The sequence below is a fragment of the Paenibacillus psychroresistens genome, assembly GCF_009728935.1.
Taxonomy (GTDB): Bacteria; Bacillota; Bacilli; order Paenibacillales; family NBRC-103111; genus Paenibacillus_AC; species Paenibacillus_AC psychroresistens.
The window spans coordinates 2,896,122-2,914,807 of sequence record NZ_CP034235.1 but is presented as its reverse complement, the minus strand read 5'-3'; the positions used below and the strand labels follow the sequence as shown (position 1 = coordinate 2,914,807).

Sequence of the window (18,686 nt, the reverse complement as noted above, 5' to 3'; positions counted from 1 at the left end):
CCCCATTACTCGTCTTCCTCTAAATCCATTAAATCTTGATCTGAAGCCTCATCTGCTGCTTCATCTGCATGAATTTCTTTATATAATAAATAAGCATCGACGTCACCAGTCATTGAAAAATAGTTCCATGTGAAATCTCTCATTTTGCACGCTTCCTCCCCATAACGAAATGATGATTACTATGGTTAGGATGATACAAAATCACTGGAACTATGCTATGCAATTAGTGGGCAGTTAGTCGTTTCGGAAGCCAAGCTCACGTAGAACACGTTCATGATTGCGCCAATCCTTCTGAACCTTCACCCATAACTCTAGAAATGTCTTCGAGCCTAACAGCGATTCTATATCATGACGGGCTCTCTTACCAATTTCTTTCAGCAGATCACCTTTTTTGCCAATGATAATGCCCTTTTGTGAATCGCGTTCAACAAAAATTATGGCAGATATGTGCACAATACCATTGGGCTCAACCTTCATGTCCTCAATTGCAACTGCAATGGAATGGGGAATTTCCTCCCGAGTTAAATGAAGGATTTTCTCGCGAATCAACTCTGCACAAACAAACTGCTCTGGGTGGTCAGTGATCTGATCTGCTGGATAATACTGAGGTCCTTCCCATAAATACTTCATCGTTTGCTCTAACAAAGTATTGACATTATTCCCGTTTCTAGCAGAAATAGGAATAATTTCTGCGAAATCATACAGCTTGCTGTACTTTTCGATCACGGGCAATAATGTTTCAGGATGTACTTGGTCGATTTTATTAAGCACTAGAATGACCGGTGTTTTGACCTCATGCAGTTGATCAATAATATACCGATCTCCACCGCCAATTCCTTCAACAACATCAACTAAGAAGAGAATCGCATCGACTTCGCGAAAGGTGCTTTCTGCAACCTTCATCATGTAATCGCCAAGCTTAGATTGCGGCTTATGAATACCTGGCGTATCCAAGAAAACAATTTGTGAATTTTCTGTTGTATAAACTCCATGAATTTTATTGCGTGTGGTTTGTGGCTTGTCCGACATAATCGCAACCTTTTGACCCACGACCTGATTCAATAAAGTTGATTTACCCACGTTGGGACGGCCGATAATGGAAACGAAGCCTGATTTGAAATTTTTAGACATGATTTTCCTCCGATTTTAACTAACGATTCAAATAAAATGCAAGAATAGTAATGGCTGTACCTATTAAGGCACCAAATAAGGATACAGATAAAGGACGATTCTTTTTCTCATAAAGCATAACCAAAAATAAAAAAGCTAAACTATACGCTAATAAGGCAACAAGTGTATTCGAAGTAAGCATCGTGATTAAAGTAGCAAGTGAGAAGGCAATCGCCATCCAAAGACTGGGTCTTAGCCTTTGGCTATGTGAAAAACGAGTCTCCATTACAACCACAGTGACAATAACTAATGCTAAATAAAGCCATACAGATTCTGCTGTAATATTGATTGTATAGCTTTTCCCTTGACGAAACCAGCGGTTTATCGGCTCAAAGAAGACAATCGCACCTACGGCCACGGCAAATGCCGCTGCTACAAGTACGGAGGCTGCTGCTAAATCCTTGGCAATTTTTGCTATTGGATGCTGATTCGGCATAGCCAAATCCACCGTTTTTTCAATGGCTGTATTAATCAGCTCCGTCATAATAACCAAAACGATAGCTAGAATAATGAATAAAATTTCGACTTTGGTAATATGAAAAAATAGCGCTGAAATTAAGGTAACAAAGGAAACAAAAAAATGAAATTTCATGTTCCGCTGAGTTGCTAAAGCGTATTTAAGCCCTTCATAGGCATAACGAAAGCTCCTTAGCCACCGCATGACCTCTTTCATCTCGTTAAGCCAGCCAGCTGTAAGATTTGTTCTTGCTTAGCGAACATTTCTGCTTCAGCTATAGCATCTCCATGATCATACCCGATCAAATGCAAAAAACCATGGATGAATAAAAAGCCAATTTCACGCTCCACAGAGTGCCCATACTCTTCACTTTGCGCAATAGCCCGTGGAATAGAAATAATGATATCCCCCAAGGGTACTAACTCCGCTTCCTCTTCATAGATGATCTCAAGTTCATCTTCGCCCATTTCTTGCATGGCAAAAGACAACACATCGGTTGGTCGATCCAAATTTCGATATTGTTTATTCAACTGTTGAATTTCTTCGTCGGTAACAAAACTCAATGCTACCTCGCCAATCTCCACTTTTTCTTGCTGCCCCGCTAATTTAAGCAGCAATTCAAGCTGTTCAATCAAGCTTGGTTGAATTTCCAAAGCATCCTGTTCATTATTCCATTCCAAGGTTAATCCCACTATACATTCACTCCTTAAGATCGCTCGGGTATTCAATGCGCGAATGAAAAATGCCAAGTAAAGCTTCACGCAAAGCTTTACTGATTGTGGTCAATTCTTTAAGTGTTAAATCGCACTCATTGAACTGCCCATCCTCTAATCTTTGCTTAATAATCTTTTCAACCATCGTATCAATTTGCTCCATGGTTGGGCTTCTCATCGAACGAACTGCTGCTTCTACACAATCTGCAATACCGACTATAGCGGCTTCCTTGGATTGTGCTTTAGGTCCTGGATAACGGTATTCTTCTTCTGAAATGGCTAGCTGACTACCTGAATCACCAAGCTTTTGCAAAGCCTTATGATGAAAATATTTAAGCAATGTTGTCCCATGATGCTGCTCAGCAATATCGCGAATCGCTTTAGGAATTTTGTGCTCTTTAAGCATTTCAACACCTTCGCGTGTATGAGCCATAATGATTGATTTACTTAAGCTTGGCTCAATCGAATCATGCGGATTCTCCATATTCGACTGATTCTCAATAAAATAGCTGGGTCTTCTGGTTTTACCAATATCATGATAATAGGAGCCTACTCTGCACAATAAACCGTCCGCACCAATCGAATCAGCAGCCGCTTCTGATAAGTTGCCGACCATTATGCTATGGTGATAAGTCCCAGGCGTTTCAGTGAGCAGCTTACGCAATAAAGGCAGATTGGGGTGAGAAAGCTCGATTAGCTTAAGTGGCGAAAGAATTCCAAAAACAGCTTCAAAAAACGGAAGAATTCCGATCACCAGTACAGCTGTTAGTACGCCTCCAGTTGCTGCAAAGGAGAGAGCGAATGTCGTTTCCTTAATCGTATAATGATTATCTAATAATAACAGGATTACAACCGATAGAACAGAAAATGCTGAGTTGATAATCCCTGCTCGGAGAATAGATATGCGTTGACTTGTCTGATTAAGCGAGAAAACAGAGGCATAACCCACAACCACAGCAACAAATCCATAACGAAAATCAAAAAGCTGAGCGGATTCATTATTAAAAATAATACTCGCCGTGATCGCAAAAATAAGAGTCGAAACCCATGCCAACGGCGCTTCCAGCAAAATCATAATCAATACTGTACCTAAAGCGACAGGAGTAATAAAGCCAATGTAAGGAAAATCTAAATTTACGCCTAATTCTACAATATGCATAACAGCGATATTTACGATATAAATAATCACGAGCATAAGCAATTGGCTATTATTCTCACGTATGGAAAGCTTGCTTTGCCTAATGAATAGATATAACACTAATACAAGCAGCGACGACAACAGCAGCAGCCCTAGCCGTGGTAAATAACTCGCTTTATCTGTAAGTAAATTCATACTTTTTAATTGCTCGTAGATTTCATTCGTTATCAGCTGATCTTTATTTATTATCGCGTCATTCTTATTAATAAAGATCGTTTTTGTCAGCTCTTGAGCCTTGTCTCTTGCTTCCGCCGTTCCTTGTTCATCCAAATACTTATTGGCTGTTAGTGAGAAACGAACGAGATCCTGTGCTACTTCCCTCAAAACGGACGTCGATAAATCAGATGAATTAACCTGCTCGGTTACTTTATTTCTTGTTCCTTGTACTTCAATAATCGGATCACTCATTAGTTTGCTGACAATGGATTTGACGATCGGTTCCATGTTATTTAATTCACTTTCACTTAAACGCGGCAGCTTATAATAGGTCTCTGCTGGAATCTTGTATTGCTGATCTAGCAGTTTTAGTTTAATCTCCTGTACAAGCTGTGTAGAATATTGCGGATTTTTTTCCAAGCCAGCAACAAAAGCATCCACATAATCCAACATTGTTTCAGGGATGACTCGATTATACAAGCTTACTTTTTCCTCAAAATTCAAAACAGTATCCGCAGATGCATTATTTTGCAGCAGTTTATCGAATAAAATATCAATCAGCTGTTCGCTTTTAAACGAAATTATTTGATATATGGGTTGTACCTTCTGTGCCGCTTCCAGCTTAGCTTCTTTGGTCGCCAGAACATTCTCAATTTGCTTGGTGGCTAGGATGGTCTTCTCCGAATAAGTATTGGGCTCTATATCATATGTTTTAGGTACTAGCTTGGTAGATAAAGAGAAATAAAATAACAATATCAATAAGAAAAACAAAAAAAGCCGGACAAATAGGTTGCTTTTCCAGCCTGTTAACCATTCATTTACTTTGCTGCCCATGGATACTTCGTTTTGGGTCATAAAGCTTAACCCCCTCTATAAGGACGACAACCGGATTTAATTCTGTCCTAGCCGCTCTGCGTCTTCTGTGTAAGCTACAATGATTCGCTGAACTAAGGTGTGACGCACAACATCCTGCTCTGAAAAATAGATAAATCCGATTTCTTCAACCGCATTCAATATGCGCTGCGCTTCGATTAATCCTGACTTTTTGCCGCGCGGCAAATCAATCTGGGTGACATCACCTGTAATAACCATCTTCGAGCCAAAGCCCAGACGAGTAAGGAACATTTTCATTTGCTCTGGTGTTGAATTCTGAGCCTCATCCAAGATAATAAAAGCATCATCCAGCGTACGTCCGCGCATATAGGCAAGAGGCGCGATTTCAATAAGTCCTCTTTCTAATGATTTAGCCACCTGTTCAGGCCCTAGGACATCATTCAGCGCGTCATATAATGGACGTAGGTAAGGGTCTACTTTTTCTTGAAGATCGCCTGGAAGGAACCCTAAGCTCTCTCCTGCTTCTACCGCAGGACGGGTGAGCACAATTCGTTTAACCTTGCCTTCTTTTAAAGCAGTAACAGCCAAAACAACAGCCAAATAGGTTTTCCCCGTTCCTGCTGGACCAATTCCAAAAACAATATCCGATTTGCGAATCCGATTAATGTATTGCTTCTGACCAATGGTTTTAATCCGAATCGGTCTGCCTTTATAAGTAAAGGCAATTTCTCCACGAAATAGCTCTAGCAGCTGCTCAGCTTGCATAGTTTTGGAAAGCTCCAATGCGTATGCAACATCTCTTTCCGATAGTACATACTGATTGCGAGTTAGCTCCAATAACACCTGAAAGAGCTGCTTCAAGGATTCAACCTCAGCTGTATCCCCTTGTATGACTATTTCCGCTTCTCGCGAGAATATTTGTGCTTCTGTCTGCTTTTCGATCAAATGTAAAAATTTATCCTGTGGTCCAAATATGGCTAGCGCTTCAGCTGTATTTTTCAAAGTAATCTTAGTGTTGTGAGAGGCAGTAATCAAAGTTTCATTCTCCTTGGATGATCGGCTGATCTTGCACGATAGATTGTTCGACCTCATAATGGGCTTCCATATAAACTTTACCATTCTCGAACCGTTCATGCAAAATTTTTCGCGTTAGAATACGAGCACCTGGATCTGCTGCTTTCAAAATATTGGCTTCTGCATTATCTAATCCAATCTTAACCGCTTCTTCCTGACTTCGTTTTTGCTCCAAAATTTGAGTTTCTTGCATGCTTTCTTGGATCCAGCCGATGGGCAATGTCCATTTATGCCAGTGAACCGATTTACGGACAATTTGCTTGGTCGACAATTCAAATTTGCTTTGTTTATATCCTGTTATTTGTAAAGCCCGATTTCCGAAGACGACATATAGCCGTTTTGACGATTCACCTGTATATGAATTTTGCTTAAGAATAACGGGAACTTCGATTTTCGAGGTGTACCAAACCTCCCCCATAACAACACCCTTGGCGACAACGATCTGCTGATTTGGCGCAGTGCCAATAAAGCCGGAGATAAGCACGTCCCCTTTACGGACAAACGAATGAACCTTCACCATAGGCATGCCTTTTTCAGCTTTAATTTGAGTTATAATGGCATTGGTCGAAGCTACAAGATGACGTGGATCAAGCAAGGGCTTTTTTTCTGGCTCGGCAGATTCCACAACTTCAATAGTCAGGTGAGATCCGTGATATTGAACGCCTACCCAGGAAGTAGACGGCAGTTGGCGTTGCAGCTCCCGCGAAAGGCTTTCTGGATTCTTCAGCTTAAATTTCCACTGGAATGGACGAATCCCTTGCAGCTTGGCCACCTCTAATATATGCGCAGTCTGTATTTTATCATTGCCTACGACTTTTACCTGCCAGATGACAGATGACATCAAGAATAAAGCAACTGCGAATAACAGCATGCCCGCTATCAAAAATTTACGAGTACCCAGTTTGTCCAAAAAAAAGGGTGCTCCGTAACGCTCTAATACATGAATCTTACAGCTTGTCTGACGAAGTAAGGGTCTTAAACGAAAAAAATGCTGCAGCAAAATAGTTAACTCTGCTGCATCTTTCGCTTTAAAATGAATATCCCATAGCTGAAGCTGTTCCTTTGCTGCCAAATTAATAAAATCGGCGATTTTATCTCCGGTCAGCTTTAGTTTTACATATCCACACCAAAACTTTAATTGAGGTTGCACAATGCTCACCTATTTCCATTCATAAGATATTTAAGCTCATCAATTCGGCCTTCTATGGAAATTTCTGCAGTTGAAATGGCGCGAATTATGAATTCACTCCCTTGCAATTCTAGAACTCCGTTATGGATAGCCAATTTCAAATGCTCACTCGAAAAATGAAGCAGCCCGCGATGATTTTCAATCATCAGGATTTGATTGCCAATCATGGTCATTCGCGGCAAATCGAGCGTAACATCAGGAGGCAGGTCTATCACCTGTGAAGTCCATTCATTTAGCTTTTTCTTTAAGTGCCGCATGTGTTCAGCTCCTAAACATCTCCCTCTGTATCTTTACAAAGTATGCTTGGGTGTTAAAATTTATGAGAATAAATATGAGGACACAAATGAGAGAAATCCGAGTGAGATTTGAGGGGGATTTGAGGACAAAAAAAAAACACCCTGTTCGGGTGTCGTAGTTTCAATATGAATAAACGTAATGTCTAAACCAACAGTTTGGAAACAACATCGCTTACTAGCTTTCCGTCGGCTTTGCCTTTAACTTCAGGCATTAATAATTTCATTAATGCTCCTTTATCTTTTACTCCTGCAAAGCCATTAGCCGTAATTAAACCTTGAACAATTGCTTCAACCTCCGGCTCAGATAACTGCTGAGGCAAGTATTCATTGACTACGCTAAGCTCGAAAGTATATTCTTCGATTTTCTCATCGTTATTGGCATCGTTCGCATATTCCAACTGTTGAGCTACCACTTTCTTGTAGCTTGTCACAGCTTCAATTGATTCAACATCATTTAACTCTTTACGCGTATCGATTTCGCGTTTATCAATTTCATTCTTGATCATGCGGATAATCGATAAGCGCACCTTATCTTTAGCACGCATAGCCGTTTTCATATCTTCTGTTAATTGTTGTTTAATGGACATCGTTTTCAATCCCTCCAAAGGTTATTAAGCCCCATTGTACTGTTTTTCATTTGAATTCGCTAGCACTGCACCAAATTCTTCCTAAACGCAACAAAAAAAGCTACTTAAATTTGACTTTAAGTAGCTTTTATCAGCAGTCTTCTGTAAAGTTATATCTTCCTTTAAAAGCTCGGACAAAACCATCCGACCTGCTTTTTCGAAATCCTCGAGGGAAAGTCTGCGCTATTGGGTTACACGATTTAGTATATTAAGCAGAGTCCACAAGGATATATGACTCTTCATTGTGAGCTTGATATCCTGGATCAATCGTTCACTTGGAGCTCATCGATGAAGACTTCTAGAACTTTCTTTTACGTGCAGCCTCGGATTTCAACTTCCGTTTAACGCTAGGCTTCTCATAGTGCTTGCGTTTTTTAACCTCAGCCAACACACCATCTTTAGCAATAGAACGCTTAAAGCGACGAAGCGCAGCATCAATAGTTTCATTTTTACGTACTTTTGTTTCTGACACCAGATTTCCCTCCCTCCGAAAAAACCGTCCCTAAAAATAATACACGATAATCAAGCTTAATTATAAGCCAAAAATAAAGCGAGTGTCAACCTTACAGATTGCTCAATTAAATTAAATTGATTTTTTTTGCTTAATGGGCACTTTTAAGGGGTTCCAATTGCTCTCCACCTAAGAGGTGATAATGAATATGGTACACCACTTGTCCGCCCTCTTTACCACAATTATTGACAAGCCGATAACCCGATTCTGCAATACCTAAATCACGAGCGATCAGCTGGGCCACACGATGGATATCCCCTATTAAACCCCAGTCATTGCTCTCAACTTCATTCATGGATGCAATATGTTTCTTGGGAATAATTAAGGCATGTACAGCAGCTAGGGGCTGGATATCATGGAACACAAGTATATTATCATCTTCATAGATTTTTTTCGATGGGATCGCCCCAGCAATTATTTTACAAAATAAACAGTCCATGGAATGACCTCCTAATATGATCTTTTGTTATATTTTAACTGAAAATAATGGCTTAGTCCAATCAAATAGTTAGTAAATTATATAAGATATTAAATAATAGACCTTTAGTCTAATAAGTCATATAATAAGCTTAACCATTAGTGAACGGAGTGTGATTAAGTATGAATTTTATGCGGGCAGCTACCAAAAAAAAGCGAGATCATGTAATTAATGTCGCTTTAAGCATGTTCATCGAGCAGGGCTTCGAGAATGTTTCCGTGGATGACATTATTAAGGCCACTAACACCTCTAAAGGAACATTTTATCATTACTTTAATAGTAAAGAAGACATTGCTGCTGAAGTGAATCGCAAACAAATGGATTTAATCCAGGCTTGGGTCGGACAGCCGACATCCAAGGTGGAATCTTTGGAAGGACACATCAATCGGCTATTTATAGACTTAGCGTCTATAACTGCTAAATACCATAAACTGATTCGCAGCTTACTGATTCTCTCTATGCAAAACAAAACTTTATTCACTGCAGACAACGATTTATTCCAATATTTATTTAAAAGCTTGCAGGTCTGGTTGCCCGATCCACGTAAAGCGGAGCTCTTAGTTACAGCCTATTTAGGCAGCGTAGTTGCTTGGTCTGTTCACGATCAAGATGATTTACCCGATCGAGTTCGCAACAATCTTGCCTTGGTTTGGGCAGGAATTCGTAATCAGTCCATTTCGGAGACTCTACACGTATCTCAAAGCACTAAGGAGGTTATAAAAATGAAAGTAGCTATTATTGGTGGAGGCCTAGCAGGCTTAACTACTGCAGCTTATTTAAGTGAAGAAAGCTCAATTGAGGGAATACTTTTTGAACGCAGCCCACAGCTAGGCGGGAGAGCATTTACCTATGAAAAATCCGGTTTTACCTTAAATTATGGAGCACATGCGATATATGCTTTAGATCGCCACAAAATTACTACATTAGAGAAAGAATTAGGTTTATCCTTCAGCAGCAAGCAGGTTGATAAACGACAAGTCATGTATTCTAAAAATGGTTTCTTAACTCCTGCTCCACTTGATTTTGTTAATTTAATGCGCACTGATTTACTGAATGTCATGCAGAAGGTACGCTTTGTCGGTGAAATTACTGCCATCATTGCACAAATTCATAGCTTAAAAAACTTTCAAACCTTGGGCGACTACTTAGCACAATCAAATGCCGATGATGATGTTAAAGAGCTTTGGGAGCATTTGGTATGCTCGAATTTTTTTATTACACCAGAAGATGCACGCAAGGTTTCCGGAACAACGATTAGTGATTATTATCAAAACTTATTTCTCTCCAATCGCCCTGTTAATTATGTTCTAGGCAGTTGGGCTGTTATTACAAATCAATTAAAGCAAAAAATTGAGCAAAGCGGTAACTGGAGAATTGCCCTCCAAGAAGGTGTCGAGAGCCTGAATTATGCAGATAAACAGTTTATTCTGAAAACCAAAGGGCAATCTTATTCGTTCGATAAGGTGATCTTTGCCATGCCCGTCCAGCAAGTCGTTAAGCTCTTAAAAAACACGGCTTGGGAGCCCTTCTTAGCTCCTTATGAGGATAACACTTCTACAGATGTCATGGTTTATGATGTTGGTTTAAGCGAAGTAGTAGCTCGACCTTTTAACTATATTAGTGATATGGATAATAAAATGTTTATCAGCGATGTTTCGGCAACCGATCATACTTTAGTTCCAGAAGGAGGACAGCTGCTCCAAGGAATTGCTTACCTAAGCAATCAATTTATCAATGAAGATGTCCGTAAATCCTACCTAGACCAAAAAACTGCACAAATGGAGATGATGTTTGACCAGCATTACCCCGGTTGGCGTGAAGCCATTGTAGTTAAACGCGTTTCCAAAAAGGCGATGGTATCCAGTGTCAAAAACATTGTTGAGAACCACTTATTACCGAATCGAGTTGAGAATATTCCATTCTATTTTTGTGGGGATGGTTGCGTCGGAAAAGGTGAATTGGCGGAGCGGGCATTTTCTAGTGCCAGAGCTGTAGCGCAAATGATCATTCAGGAAGTGCGCTAATCTTAGTTTTTCGCGTAAATTTATAGAGTTATTATGAATAATCATGTATACTTATGTAGAAATTAGGCATGATTTAACAAAATATGTTAGCCGGATGCGCGAGACATGACCCTATGAGGTGCTGCAATGAATCATCGAAGCGATAAAATGTTTGCTATTGGTCACTTAGTTATTCCGATTGTATTATTTACTTTATTCCAACGAGATCATCAGAAGATTCAATTATTACTTGTCTTCCTTTCTTTTTTCTGGTCGCTTTATCTCATTTGGCATGCCTTTATTGTAAAAAACCTCTATCTTTACCTTAAGAAGAACACTTATTGGTTTTTGATGCTTGTTGATGTGATCCTTAATAATCTTACTTATGTTTTACCAGAATGGGAGATAAACGCTCATCCAACCTGGCTATTATTATTCTTAGTTCCTTTGTATGCTTTGGAGCTAGGCATATTCCCTTCATTTTGTTTAAGCATGTTTGGTCTAGGGAATATATACATATTGACACTTGTTCAAGGCGGCAACTTTTTTTCCATGGATACCATGCTGGTTGCTTTCGGGATCCTTATGAGCTTGTTATTTATTGGGCGCAATAGTGATCGTTTGCAAAAAATGGCTTACTACGATGCACTTACTCAGCTTCCAAACCGTCTTATGATGAAGGATCAGTTAACGGCTTCTTTAAGAGATGCTTCTAAAAATGGTTTCCGACTCAGTATTCTCTTCTTGGATCTTGATCAATTTAAATATGTCAATGATACCATGGGCCATGCTGCCGGTGATGTATTATTGCAAACAGTAGCCTTGCGAATTAAGAAAGTCCTCCCAAAGAATGCGATGCTAGCCCGGATGGGCGGCGATGAATTTACTATTCTGATTCCCAAAATGGATACTTCTGATGTCGCTGCACGTACATCCGAAGCAATCATTGAAACCTTAAAATCTTCTTTTCCGCTTAATCATAACGAAGTCTATATTACGGCAAGCATTGGTATCTCCGTTTATCCAGAAGACGGCAGGGATGCAGATACCTTAATGAAAAATGCTGATACCGCTATGTACCGTGCTAAAGATGAAGGTCGAAACAATTATCAGTTCTACACCCCTTCGGTAAATCAAGAAGGAATTGAACGGCTGAAAATGGAAACCATGCTGCGCCATGCCATTGAACGTGATGAGTTTGTAATCTACTATCAGCCCAGAATCAACACCAAAACACGTGAGCTGGTCTGTGTCGAAGCCTTAGTTCGTTGGGTCCATCCTGAACTAGGCATGATTCACCCTAAAGATTTTATTTCTTTGGCAGAAGATACCGGATTGATCGTAGAAATTGGTGAGTTGGTGTTAAGAAAAGCTTGCATGCAGCGTAAAAAATGGACGGACCTAGGACTTCCACTGTTTAGAATCAGTGTTAATCTATCTCCTCGTCAATTCCGTCAATTAGATTTGCCCGAGGTCATTACCAAGGTATTTAAAGAAACCAAAATGGATCCTTCCTTGCTCGAGTTAGAAATAACAGAAAGTGCAGCGATGCAGGATGTTAACTTGTCGATTCTTATGCTGCGCGTGCTCAAGGATATGGGTATGACTATCGCCATTGATGATTTTGGAACAGGTTATTCATCGTTAAGTTATCTAAAGAAATTCCCAATCGACGTTATCAAAATCGATCAATCCTTTATAAGAGGTATTCAAAACCGTGATTCTGATGATGCTGCCATTGTTCGTGCCATCATTGTACTCGCTCATACCCTCAAGCTAGATGTAACTGCAGAAGGCGTAGAAACGTGGGATCAGGCTTATTTCTTAGAAGAACAAAATTGTGATGAAATTCAAGGTTTTTTATTCGGTAAGCCAATGACGCCTAAAACGTTGCAGGATTGGTTTAAGCTTGAACACACGGATGCTGCGGTTGGCGGGTACTGAGGTTGCAAAGAATATGGAAGGCTTATAAGCCTTCCATATATACTCGACTTCCTCTACCTCCAGGTTCAGCAGATTCAACAATTAGCTTGCGGGGAAGCCGTGATCTCAGCTCAGGTACATGACTAATGATACCCACTGTAAGGCTGTCTATATGGAGCTTTTCTAATGCTTCGACAACCGTTTCCAACAACTCAGGATCAAGTGTTCCGAATCCCTCGTCTAGAAAAAAGAATTCCAAAGGATACTGGCCGCTCAATTGGATTTGTGCAGACAGAGCCAATGCTAAAGCTAACGATGTTAAAAAGGTTTCTCCGCCAGACAAAGTACTTACCGGTCTTCTAACTCCTCCATTAGCATCATCTCGAATGACAAACCCACCAGATGAATCAACCTCTAACGCATATCGCTGTCTGGTTAACTGCCCTAGTCTTTGTGAAGCAATCCGACATACCTGGATCAATTGTTCTTCTGCAATATACTCAACAAAAGCATTTCCACGCAGCACACTTTGCAGCTTGCTTAAATCAGCAAATTCTTGTTTCAGCTTACTTAAATTTTGTTCCAATTCCTTCCAATGCATGTGCTTGGATTGCAGCTGCTCGAGATCTCGTTCGATTTTGGCACGATCCTGTAAGGCTTTTTCGTCCATTTCCTTAGCTGCGGCCACCATTAACTCCGAATCCAAGCATACCGTTTCACTAACTGACTTTCCGTTTAGCTTAATTATCAGTTCTGCGAGCTTTGCAGTTATACTAGCTATTTGCTCGCGATGTTTTTTCACTTCTTGCTGCCAAACTTCCATTTGATTACTAGTCAAATACGCATTTTTCACATCATCTGCAGTAACGAATTCAGTTCTCGCTAGAGCTTCCTGCCAAAACTGCTCCGCTTTAATAAAAGCCATCTTAGCTGAATCAACTGCTTGGCGAACGGTTATATATTTGTCGTTTATCCGCATCAGTTCATTTTGCGATTTTTCCATTAGCTGCTGGGCTACCTGCTCCGATTCACGAAGCTTTTTCAAGAGTAATTCCGTTTCTTGAATGTACCCTGCTATAGATTCCCCAGCTTTTATTTCTTGCTCCCAACGGGACATAAATTGATTTTTCAGTTCCAAATTCAACCTTTGCGAGCCTCTATGCTCGGTCTCTAATTGAATCTTCGATTTTTCGAGCTCTGCGACTTGTATTATTTTTTGTTGTGTTTCTTTTAAATTCTCTTCAATAAAAGGAATACTTTGCTCCACCCGTACGCGCAATTGTTCCGCGGCCAGATCCTGTTGATTTAACTTGCTAGTTTCTAACTGAATGTTCTCAAGCGTAAATGACGTATATACCGATTGCCATTGCTCCAATAATTGTTTGTGCGAGCTTTTAGAATTGAGTAATTGCTCCTCTAAAGTTACGTACATCGTTTGAATAGCTTGTATTTGTGCAGAAATCTCTATTTGATGCTGCATGATGCGATCTTTTTTCTGCAGAGCTATCTTCAACTCATCTGAAATCTGGGTGATTTGTTGAGCGGCTAGTATCTGCTGTTCGGATAAACGTTCATGCTCCATTTCGAGCAGCTCAATAGAGTCCAATACTTCTGGAGTTTGATTAGTTAAGGGCATGGCTGCAGCAACCTCAGCCTCTGCAGTTTCCCCATTGTTAGTAAAAGCGAGTGATTCTACTAGCTTCTGCTCTAGTGCTTGATACTGCATAGCTTGTCTTTCTTGATTGAACTGAAGCTTTAATACTTTAGTTAGCAACAAATCATGACGTTCTAGCTCAGTCTCGCTAGTAATCATAGAAGCTGATTCCCTATTTAATTCCTTAATAGGTGTTGGATGCTCTGTTGATCCACACACCGGGCATGGCTGCAGCTCCTTAAGCTGATCAGCTAAATGCAAAGCATAATGCGCTATTTCAGCAGATTTTGCTGTGCTTTTTATTTTTTCAATGGCACTTGTCGTGTTTATTTTTAAGGCTTCCAAATCTGCCTCTGTTTGCAAATGGTTGAATGTATTTCTTTTAATAGCATGCATTAATGTAGTTAAACCTGCTTGATTGTTTTTCAACAATGAAGTTACTTCAGCTTCACGCAATTTTTCTGTATTTAGCTGCTGTTGTTTAGTACTCATTTGCTGCTCAAGCTCTATTACTTTGGATTCGGTTGAATCCAATGCATGCTTATCGCGTAGCGCATTTTGCAGGTTTTGACGGTATTCCGATTTGATCTCTAATGACTTTAGCTGCTCCTGTAGATCATCTCGTTTTTTGATTGCTCGAGTATGGGTATCTTGTTTTTTTAGCAATTCTTCCTGGTAAAGCACCATCTGAGCTTTGCAAAGCTCAAGCTTATCTGCTAGCTCATTTTCTTGTAAAAGCCCCTTTTCGATTTCCTGTTCCAAACGGACAGCCTGCTTAAGCTGCTCTAACTTAACCTGCAGAGGTGCGTCCTGAAGAGATAGCTCGCTCTTGGCAAGAATATGCTGCTGAACAATGCTTTCGGTCTGGTTTGTGACCTCAATGTGCTGCTTAGCTATTTCATCTTGTTCAAGGATAAGCTTCTTTGCTAGTCTATCCGTATCTTCAAACTGCTGTAAAAAATGCCTGACTCGTTCTGCCTGATCAGCTAACTTCAACTGCTGCTCTTGCTCAACTATTCTTGGTTCTTCAATAAGCAGGCTGAATTTATTAGCTTCAAGCTCTTGCTGCGTTTGCTGCAAAGCTCGGGTTTGTTTGATTTCTTCCCATAGCTGCAATACTTGCTGCAGCTCAATCCGTTTCTGCTTCGCCGTATTGTCCGCTTCCTCTAATAGCAGCTTAGTCGATTGTAATGCTTGCTCTGAGGCATCACCAAGCCCTTGTTGCTCGGCTAAAATTTGTTTAATCGATATATCCGTTTCTTTGGTTCTCTGGCTCACTTTGGCTGTTAACACATCACCGTAATGTTCTAAATGAAACAGGCGCTGCAGCATTTGTCGACGGTCGCTGCCTTTCAGTGAGAGGAATTCAGCAAACTTGCCCTGAGGAAGTATCACTGCACGCGAGAAATCTTGCATCGAAAGCCCTAAAATTTGGTGAATTTGAGCATTTACTTCGCCAGCCTTATCAGCTATAACTATGCTTTCTTGCTCAGCTTGGATATGTATCAATCGACAGATAGTATTCGTCACAGATACATCAGCTGCTCGCTTAAATTGACGCTCCACCCGATATTTCTTGGAACCTTCGGCATGCGACAATTCAAAGGTAAAGCTCACAGAAAGGTTATTCTCATATTGATTGAGAATACCTTGCGTCCCATTGCTTGCACGTTCTACTTTACCGTACAAAGCTAATGTAATTGCATCCAAAATCGTCGACTTTCCGCTGCCTGTTGGACCAAATATCCCAAAAACTCCTGCATCACACAGAAGTGTAAAATCAATTTCCTGCTTCTCGCGATAGCTTTGCAACCCAGCCCAAGTCAGTTGAATCGGTTTCATAAGCCATTTCCCCCTTCGGACAAGGAATTTACGGATTCTGATTCCGTCGTTTGCTGAAGGAGCTCAAGAAATAAGCTTACCAAGGCAGGATCCGCCTCAGCTCCACCAGTTTGTCTGGTATAAAAACTCCGAAACATTTCATCTATCGGAAGCTGATCACGTCGACTTGCTTCTCCCACTCCTTTGTCAGCTGCTGCTTGCGGATAAATGGGGCGAATGTTAATGATCCCGACGTGCTGCTTGCGCAAACGTTGAATTTGTTCCATCGACATGGAGTCAACAATATGCAGCTCCAAATCAATCCAAGCACGCGCATCCTTGCCCTCTTCAAGCCAGCGATGCACTTGGGCAATTCCTTCGACCGCTTTCCATTTCACTAGCGGTCTTCCACTGCTTAAGAACACTTCCGTAAGCTGCGGTTCATCTCCAGGCTTTACATCCAATATCGTTACTGATTTGGCTTGTCCCGCTTCTGAGAAGCTATAGGCTAGCGGTGAGCCTGAATAACGAATAAGCGAGCTTGCCTTGAGCTGCTGCGGGCGATGCAAATGGCCGAGCGCAACATATTGTGCGTTTGCGCAAAGCGCAGCCGTGTCTACGGTGTACGCGCCACCCACTTGAATGGGGCGCTCAGATTCACTTTCAGTCCCACCTAATACGTAGAGGTGGCTCATGATTAGATTTACCGTGCGCGAGGTGAATTCGCTGGCTTGGCGGGCCACAAGCTGAGCGATGCGCTGTGAATAAGCACCTCGCAGGCTGACCTCATCGGCCTCCTCCGTAAGCAGCTCGCGCAGCCGTGACTCTGACGGGTACGGGAGGGCAAAAAGCAGCGCCTGTTCACTCGTGCGAGGCACGTCCACGCGTTGCAGCTGCGGCGTCGGCAGCCCGACGAGCGTGATGCCTTGGCGCAGCGCGAGTGGTGCGGAGGCGGCTAGGCGCTCGGGGTTATCGTGATTGCCAGCAATCGCGATAACCTGGCGCCTGCCTCCATCAGCGAGACGTGCTAGCCCGTCATAGAAGAGCGTCTCCGCCGCTGCCGGTGGATTGACAGAATCATAGGCATCACCTGCCATGAGGACAACGTCAATCTGCTGATCCCTCACAATTGTTACTAGCTCGTCCATGAAAGCCTCTTGTTCTTCCTGTCTGCTGCGCCCTTCCAAGGTCCGCCCTAAATGCCAATCCGCGGTATGTAAAATCCGCATCTTCCTCACCCACCCTTATTCCACAGTTTTGAAGATATCCTAAATATCTATCGCTGCAAAAAAACATTATGTAACCGCTTTGGTTGTTTATATTTTCCTTTTGACCGTTATCCCAATGACTCAGTTTGAATCTACACAAATTTAGAACATTTATAGCTCCCGTTGAACCTGTAACCCCAGTAGCGCCAGTTTCACCTGTGGCACCGTAATACAATACCTAGTTGATTTCATCCTTGTTTGACCAATTTAGCATATGTAGTGATTGATGTTGCGACGCAAAGCTTCAGCATCGACTCGAAAAGAGGAAGATTCCGCAGTTTCGTGTTAAATCGCCAGCAGAATTCGTTCCAATAATGCTGCAAATGAACTTGACCCAAACCGTGATAGGTCCGCTTCATCCAAGCTCTGGCTATTCTGAAGACTGGATAACCTTTCATGTCCTTGCGTTTCATTCTTTTCCGCTCTGAATAGGTGACGGCTGCATCTAAATCAATATGTTTCTCGCAGAAGCAATCTATTGCTACTGAAAGGACTTGAAACTCATCGTAATGGGACTTGTCCACCATTTGAATTTTGATACAGTCCAGCTGTTGCTGATCATCAATCGCTGCTCCAACTAAAACAGGATACTCATCTGCCTCATAATGAAATCCCGTGAAGGGTTTCCCACACTTGGCATTGTCGATATAAACATGGCCAGAGAGCTTCGCTGCGTCATCAGCCTGGGTGATGGATTGGCGAATCTTCCGCAGCATCAGCCAAGCTGTTTTATAGGTAACTTGAAGCACATTGCTTAAACGAAGTGCATTGATGCCAGATTCAGTAGAAGAAACGAGAAACAAAGCTGTAAACCATTTACGCAGATCAGTGGAACTGCTTTCCATAATCGTCCCAACCGTAAGGGAAGCCTGATGATGGCAATTGATGCATTGATAGAGCGGCAATCACCGTGAATTAATCCGAAATGCCTGCAAATGCGAACAACGGGAACATTTAAACCCATGAGGCCATTTTTGAGATGGCACAAGCTTCCTCAGAGTCAAAATGAGCTTGAAACTCTTCTAACGCAGCCATATCCTTGAGTAAATCCTTAGAGAAATCGACTCTTCTAATGTTAGGTAGTTGATCTAAAATATTCACCATCGCACATCACCAACCTCCAAAAAAGCAAACGTTTGTTCCTATATTTATTTTAACAGGAATTCGTTTCCATTTCAAGGTCTTTTTCGAAAAAATCGGTAGAAAGTAAAACTGACAATGTAAAATCGGCAAAAGATAACACTGGCAATTTCAAAATCGGTAAAAATTAACACTAAGCAATATCAAAATCGCTAAAATGTAACACTGAGCAATG

17 protein-coding genes are annotated in these 18,686 nt (G+C 41.3%); 2 read left to right on the top strand and 15 right to left on the bottom strand.

Features of this window, described 5'->3' with window-relative positions; genetic code table 11:
* Positions 1-5: 5 nt before the first annotated feature.
* The 11 genes from EHS13_RS13050 to EHS13_RS13000 all read right to left on the bottom strand — a co-directional run bounded on the left by EHS13_RS13050 (position 6) and on the right by EHS13_RS13000 (position 8,663).
* Complete coding sequence (locus EHS13_RS13050; protein WP_155700767.1) at positions 6-143, bottom strand: YqzL family protein; 138 nt, start codon at positions 141-143, stop codon at positions 6-8.
* A gap of 91 nt (positions 144-234) precedes the next feature.
* Positions 235-1,134, bottom strand: coding sequence for a GTPase Era (gene era / locus EHS13_RS13045; RefSeq protein ID WP_155700766.1), 900 nt, complete (start codon positions 1,132-1,134; stop codon positions 235-237).
* Positions 1,135-1,150: 16 nt separating this feature from the next.
* On the bottom strand, positions 1,151-1,831 hold the full coding sequence (locus EHS13_RS13040; RefSeq protein WP_227013922.1) for a diacylglycerol kinase: 681 nt from the start codon (positions 1,829-1,831) through the stop codon (positions 1,151-1,153).
* Between the two features lie 8 nt (positions 1,832-1,839).
* Positions 1,840-2,319 (bottom strand): rRNA maturation RNase YbeY, encoded by a 480-nt coding sequence (ybeY, locus tag EHS13_RS13035; protein WP_155700764.1) that lies wholly within the window; start codon positions 2,317-2,319, stop codon positions 1,840-1,842.
* Positions 2,320-2,326: 7 nt separating this feature from the next.
* The gene (locus tag EHS13_RS13030; protein ID WP_155700763.1) at positions 2,327-4,549 is read right to left on the bottom strand and encodes an HD family phosphohydrolase; all 2,223 of its coding nucleotides are present in this window, start codon (positions 4,547-4,549) and stop codon (positions 2,327-2,329) included.
* A 36-nt stretch (positions 4,550-4,585) separates the two neighbouring features.
* Entirely contained in the window at positions 4,586-5,560 is a 975-nt protein-coding gene (locus EHS13_RS13025) for a PhoH family protein (RefSeq protein WP_405083580.1), read from the bottom strand.
* Positions 5,561-5,567: 7 nt separating this feature from the next.
* Positions 5,568-6,761 (bottom strand): sporulation protein YqfD, encoded by a 1,194-nt coding sequence (yqfD, locus tag EHS13_RS13020; RefSeq protein WP_155700761.1) that lies wholly within the window; start codon positions 6,759-6,761, stop codon positions 5,568-5,570.
* On the bottom strand, positions 6,758-7,048 hold the full coding sequence (gene yqfC / locus EHS13_RS13015) for a sporulation protein YqfC (protein ID WP_155700760.1): 291 nt from the start codon (positions 7,046-7,048) through the stop codon (positions 6,758-6,760). Before yqfC ends, yqfD begins: the two co-directional genes overlap by 4 nt.
* Before the next feature lie 182 nt (positions 7,049-7,230).
* Positions 7,231-7,674 carry a GatB/YqeY domain-containing protein gene (locus tag EHS13_RS13010; protein WP_155700759.1) on the bottom strand — a complete coding sequence of 148 codons (444 nt, stop codon included), beginning with the start codon at positions 7,672-7,674 and terminating at the stop codon, positions 7,231-7,233.
* 337 nt (positions 7,675-8,011) lie between these two features.
* A complete protein-coding gene (rpsU, locus tag EHS13_RS13005) occupies positions 8,012-8,185 on the bottom strand; it encodes a 30S ribosomal protein S21 (protein ID WP_044876085.1) in 174 nt (57 codons plus the stop codon).
* A 130-nt stretch (positions 8,186-8,315) separates the two neighbouring features.
* Entirely contained in the window at positions 8,316-8,663 is a 348-nt protein-coding gene (locus tag EHS13_RS13000; RefSeq protein WP_155700758.1) for a histidine triad nucleotide-binding protein, read from the bottom strand.
* Positions 8,664-8,824: 161 nt separating this feature from the next.
* On the opposite strand from EHS13_RS13000, the gene EHS13_RS12995 reads away from it, so the two are divergent.
* Together EHS13_RS12995 and EHS13_RS12990 are read left to right on the top strand one after the other, a co-directional pair.
* Positions 8,825-10,726: an FAD-dependent oxidoreductase gene (locus tag EHS13_RS12995; protein ID WP_155700757.1), complete on the top strand. Its 1,902-nt coding sequence runs from the start codon at positions 8,825-8,827 to the stop codon at positions 10,724-10,726.
* A 126-nt stretch (positions 10,727-10,852) separates the two neighbouring features.
* Complete coding sequence (locus tag EHS13_RS12990; protein WP_155700756.1) at positions 10,853-12,649, top strand: putative bifunctional diguanylate cyclase/phosphodiesterase; 1,797 nt, start codon at positions 10,853-10,855, stop codon at positions 12,647-12,649.
* Between the two features lie 22 nt (positions 12,650-12,671).
* Here EHS13_RS12990 and EHS13_RS12985 read toward each other — a convergent pair whose 3' ends face one another.
* The 4 genes from EHS13_RS12985 to EHS13_RS12970 form a co-directional block, all read right to left on the bottom strand.
* Positions 12,672-16,124, bottom strand: coding sequence for an AAA family ATPase (locus EHS13_RS12985; protein ID WP_155700755.1), 3,453 nt, complete (start codon positions 16,122-16,124; stop codon positions 12,672-12,674).
* Positions 16,121-17,332 carry an exonuclease SbcCD subunit D gene (locus tag EHS13_RS12980; RefSeq protein WP_155700754.1) on the bottom strand — a complete coding sequence of 404 codons (1,212 nt, stop codon included), beginning with the start codon at positions 17,330-17,332 and terminating at the stop codon, positions 16,121-16,123. Before EHS13_RS12980 ends, EHS13_RS12985 begins: the two co-directional genes overlap by 4 nt.
* Before the next feature lie 227 nt (positions 17,333-17,559).
* Positions 17,560-18,276 carry a DDE transposase gene (locus EHS13_RS12975; protein ID WP_227013920.1) on the bottom strand — a complete coding sequence of 239 codons (717 nt, stop codon included), beginning with the start codon at positions 18,274-18,276 and terminating at the stop codon, positions 17,560-17,562.
* A gap of 49 nt (positions 18,277-18,325) precedes the next feature.
* Positions 18,326-18,475, bottom strand: a complete 150-nt coding sequence (locus tag EHS13_RS12970; RefSeq protein ID WP_155700752.1) for a hypothetical protein — start codon at positions 18,473-18,475, stop codon at positions 18,326-18,328.
* Positions 18,476-18,686 lie beyond the last annotated feature (211 nt).

Bases quoted from the DNA above. Each gene is read 5' to 3' on its own strand.
- EHS13_RS13050 (WP_155700767.1), bottom strand. From the start codon at position 143: ATGAGAGATTTCACATGGAACTATTTTTCAATGACTGGTGACGTCGAT.
- EHS13_RS13000 (WP_155700758.1), bottom strand. From the start codon at position 8,663: ATGGACTGTTTATTTTGTAAAATAATTGCTGGGGCGATCCCATCGAAA.
- EHS13_RS12995 (WP_155700757.1), top strand. From the start codon at position 8,825: ATGAATTTTATGCGGGCAGCTACCAAAAAAAAGCGAGATCATGTAATT.
- EHS13_RS13030 (WP_155700763.1), bottom strand. From the start codon at position 4,549: ATGACCCAAAACGAAGTATCCATGGGCAGCAAAGTAAATGAATGGTTA.
- EHS13_RS13010 (WP_155700759.1), bottom strand. From the start codon at position 7,674: ATGTCCATTAAACAACAATTAACAGAAGATATGAAAACGGCTATGCGT.
- EHS13_RS12970 (WP_155700752.1), bottom strand. From the start codon at position 18,475: ATGGTGAATATTTTAGATCAACTACCTAACATTAGAAGAGTCGATTTC.
- EHS13_RS13040 (WP_227013922.1), bottom strand. From the start codon at position 1,831: ATGCGGTGGCTAAGGAGCTTTCGTTATGCCTATGAAGGGCTTAAATAC.
- EHS13_RS12990 (WP_155700756.1), top strand. From the start codon at position 10,853: ATGAATCATCGAAGCGATAAAATGTTTGCTATTGGTCACTTAGTTATT.
- EHS13_RS12980 (WP_155700754.1), bottom strand. From the start codon at position 17,332: ATGCGGATTTTACATACCGCGGATTGGCATTTAGGGCGGACCTTGGAA.
- yqfC (WP_155700760.1), bottom strand. From the start codon at position 7,048: ATGCGGCACTTAAAGAAAAAGCTAAATGAATGGACTTCACAGGTGATA.
- EHS13_RS12985 (WP_155700755.1), bottom strand. From the start codon at position 16,124: ATGAAACCGATTCAACTGACTTGGGCTGGGTTGCAAAGCTATCGCGAG.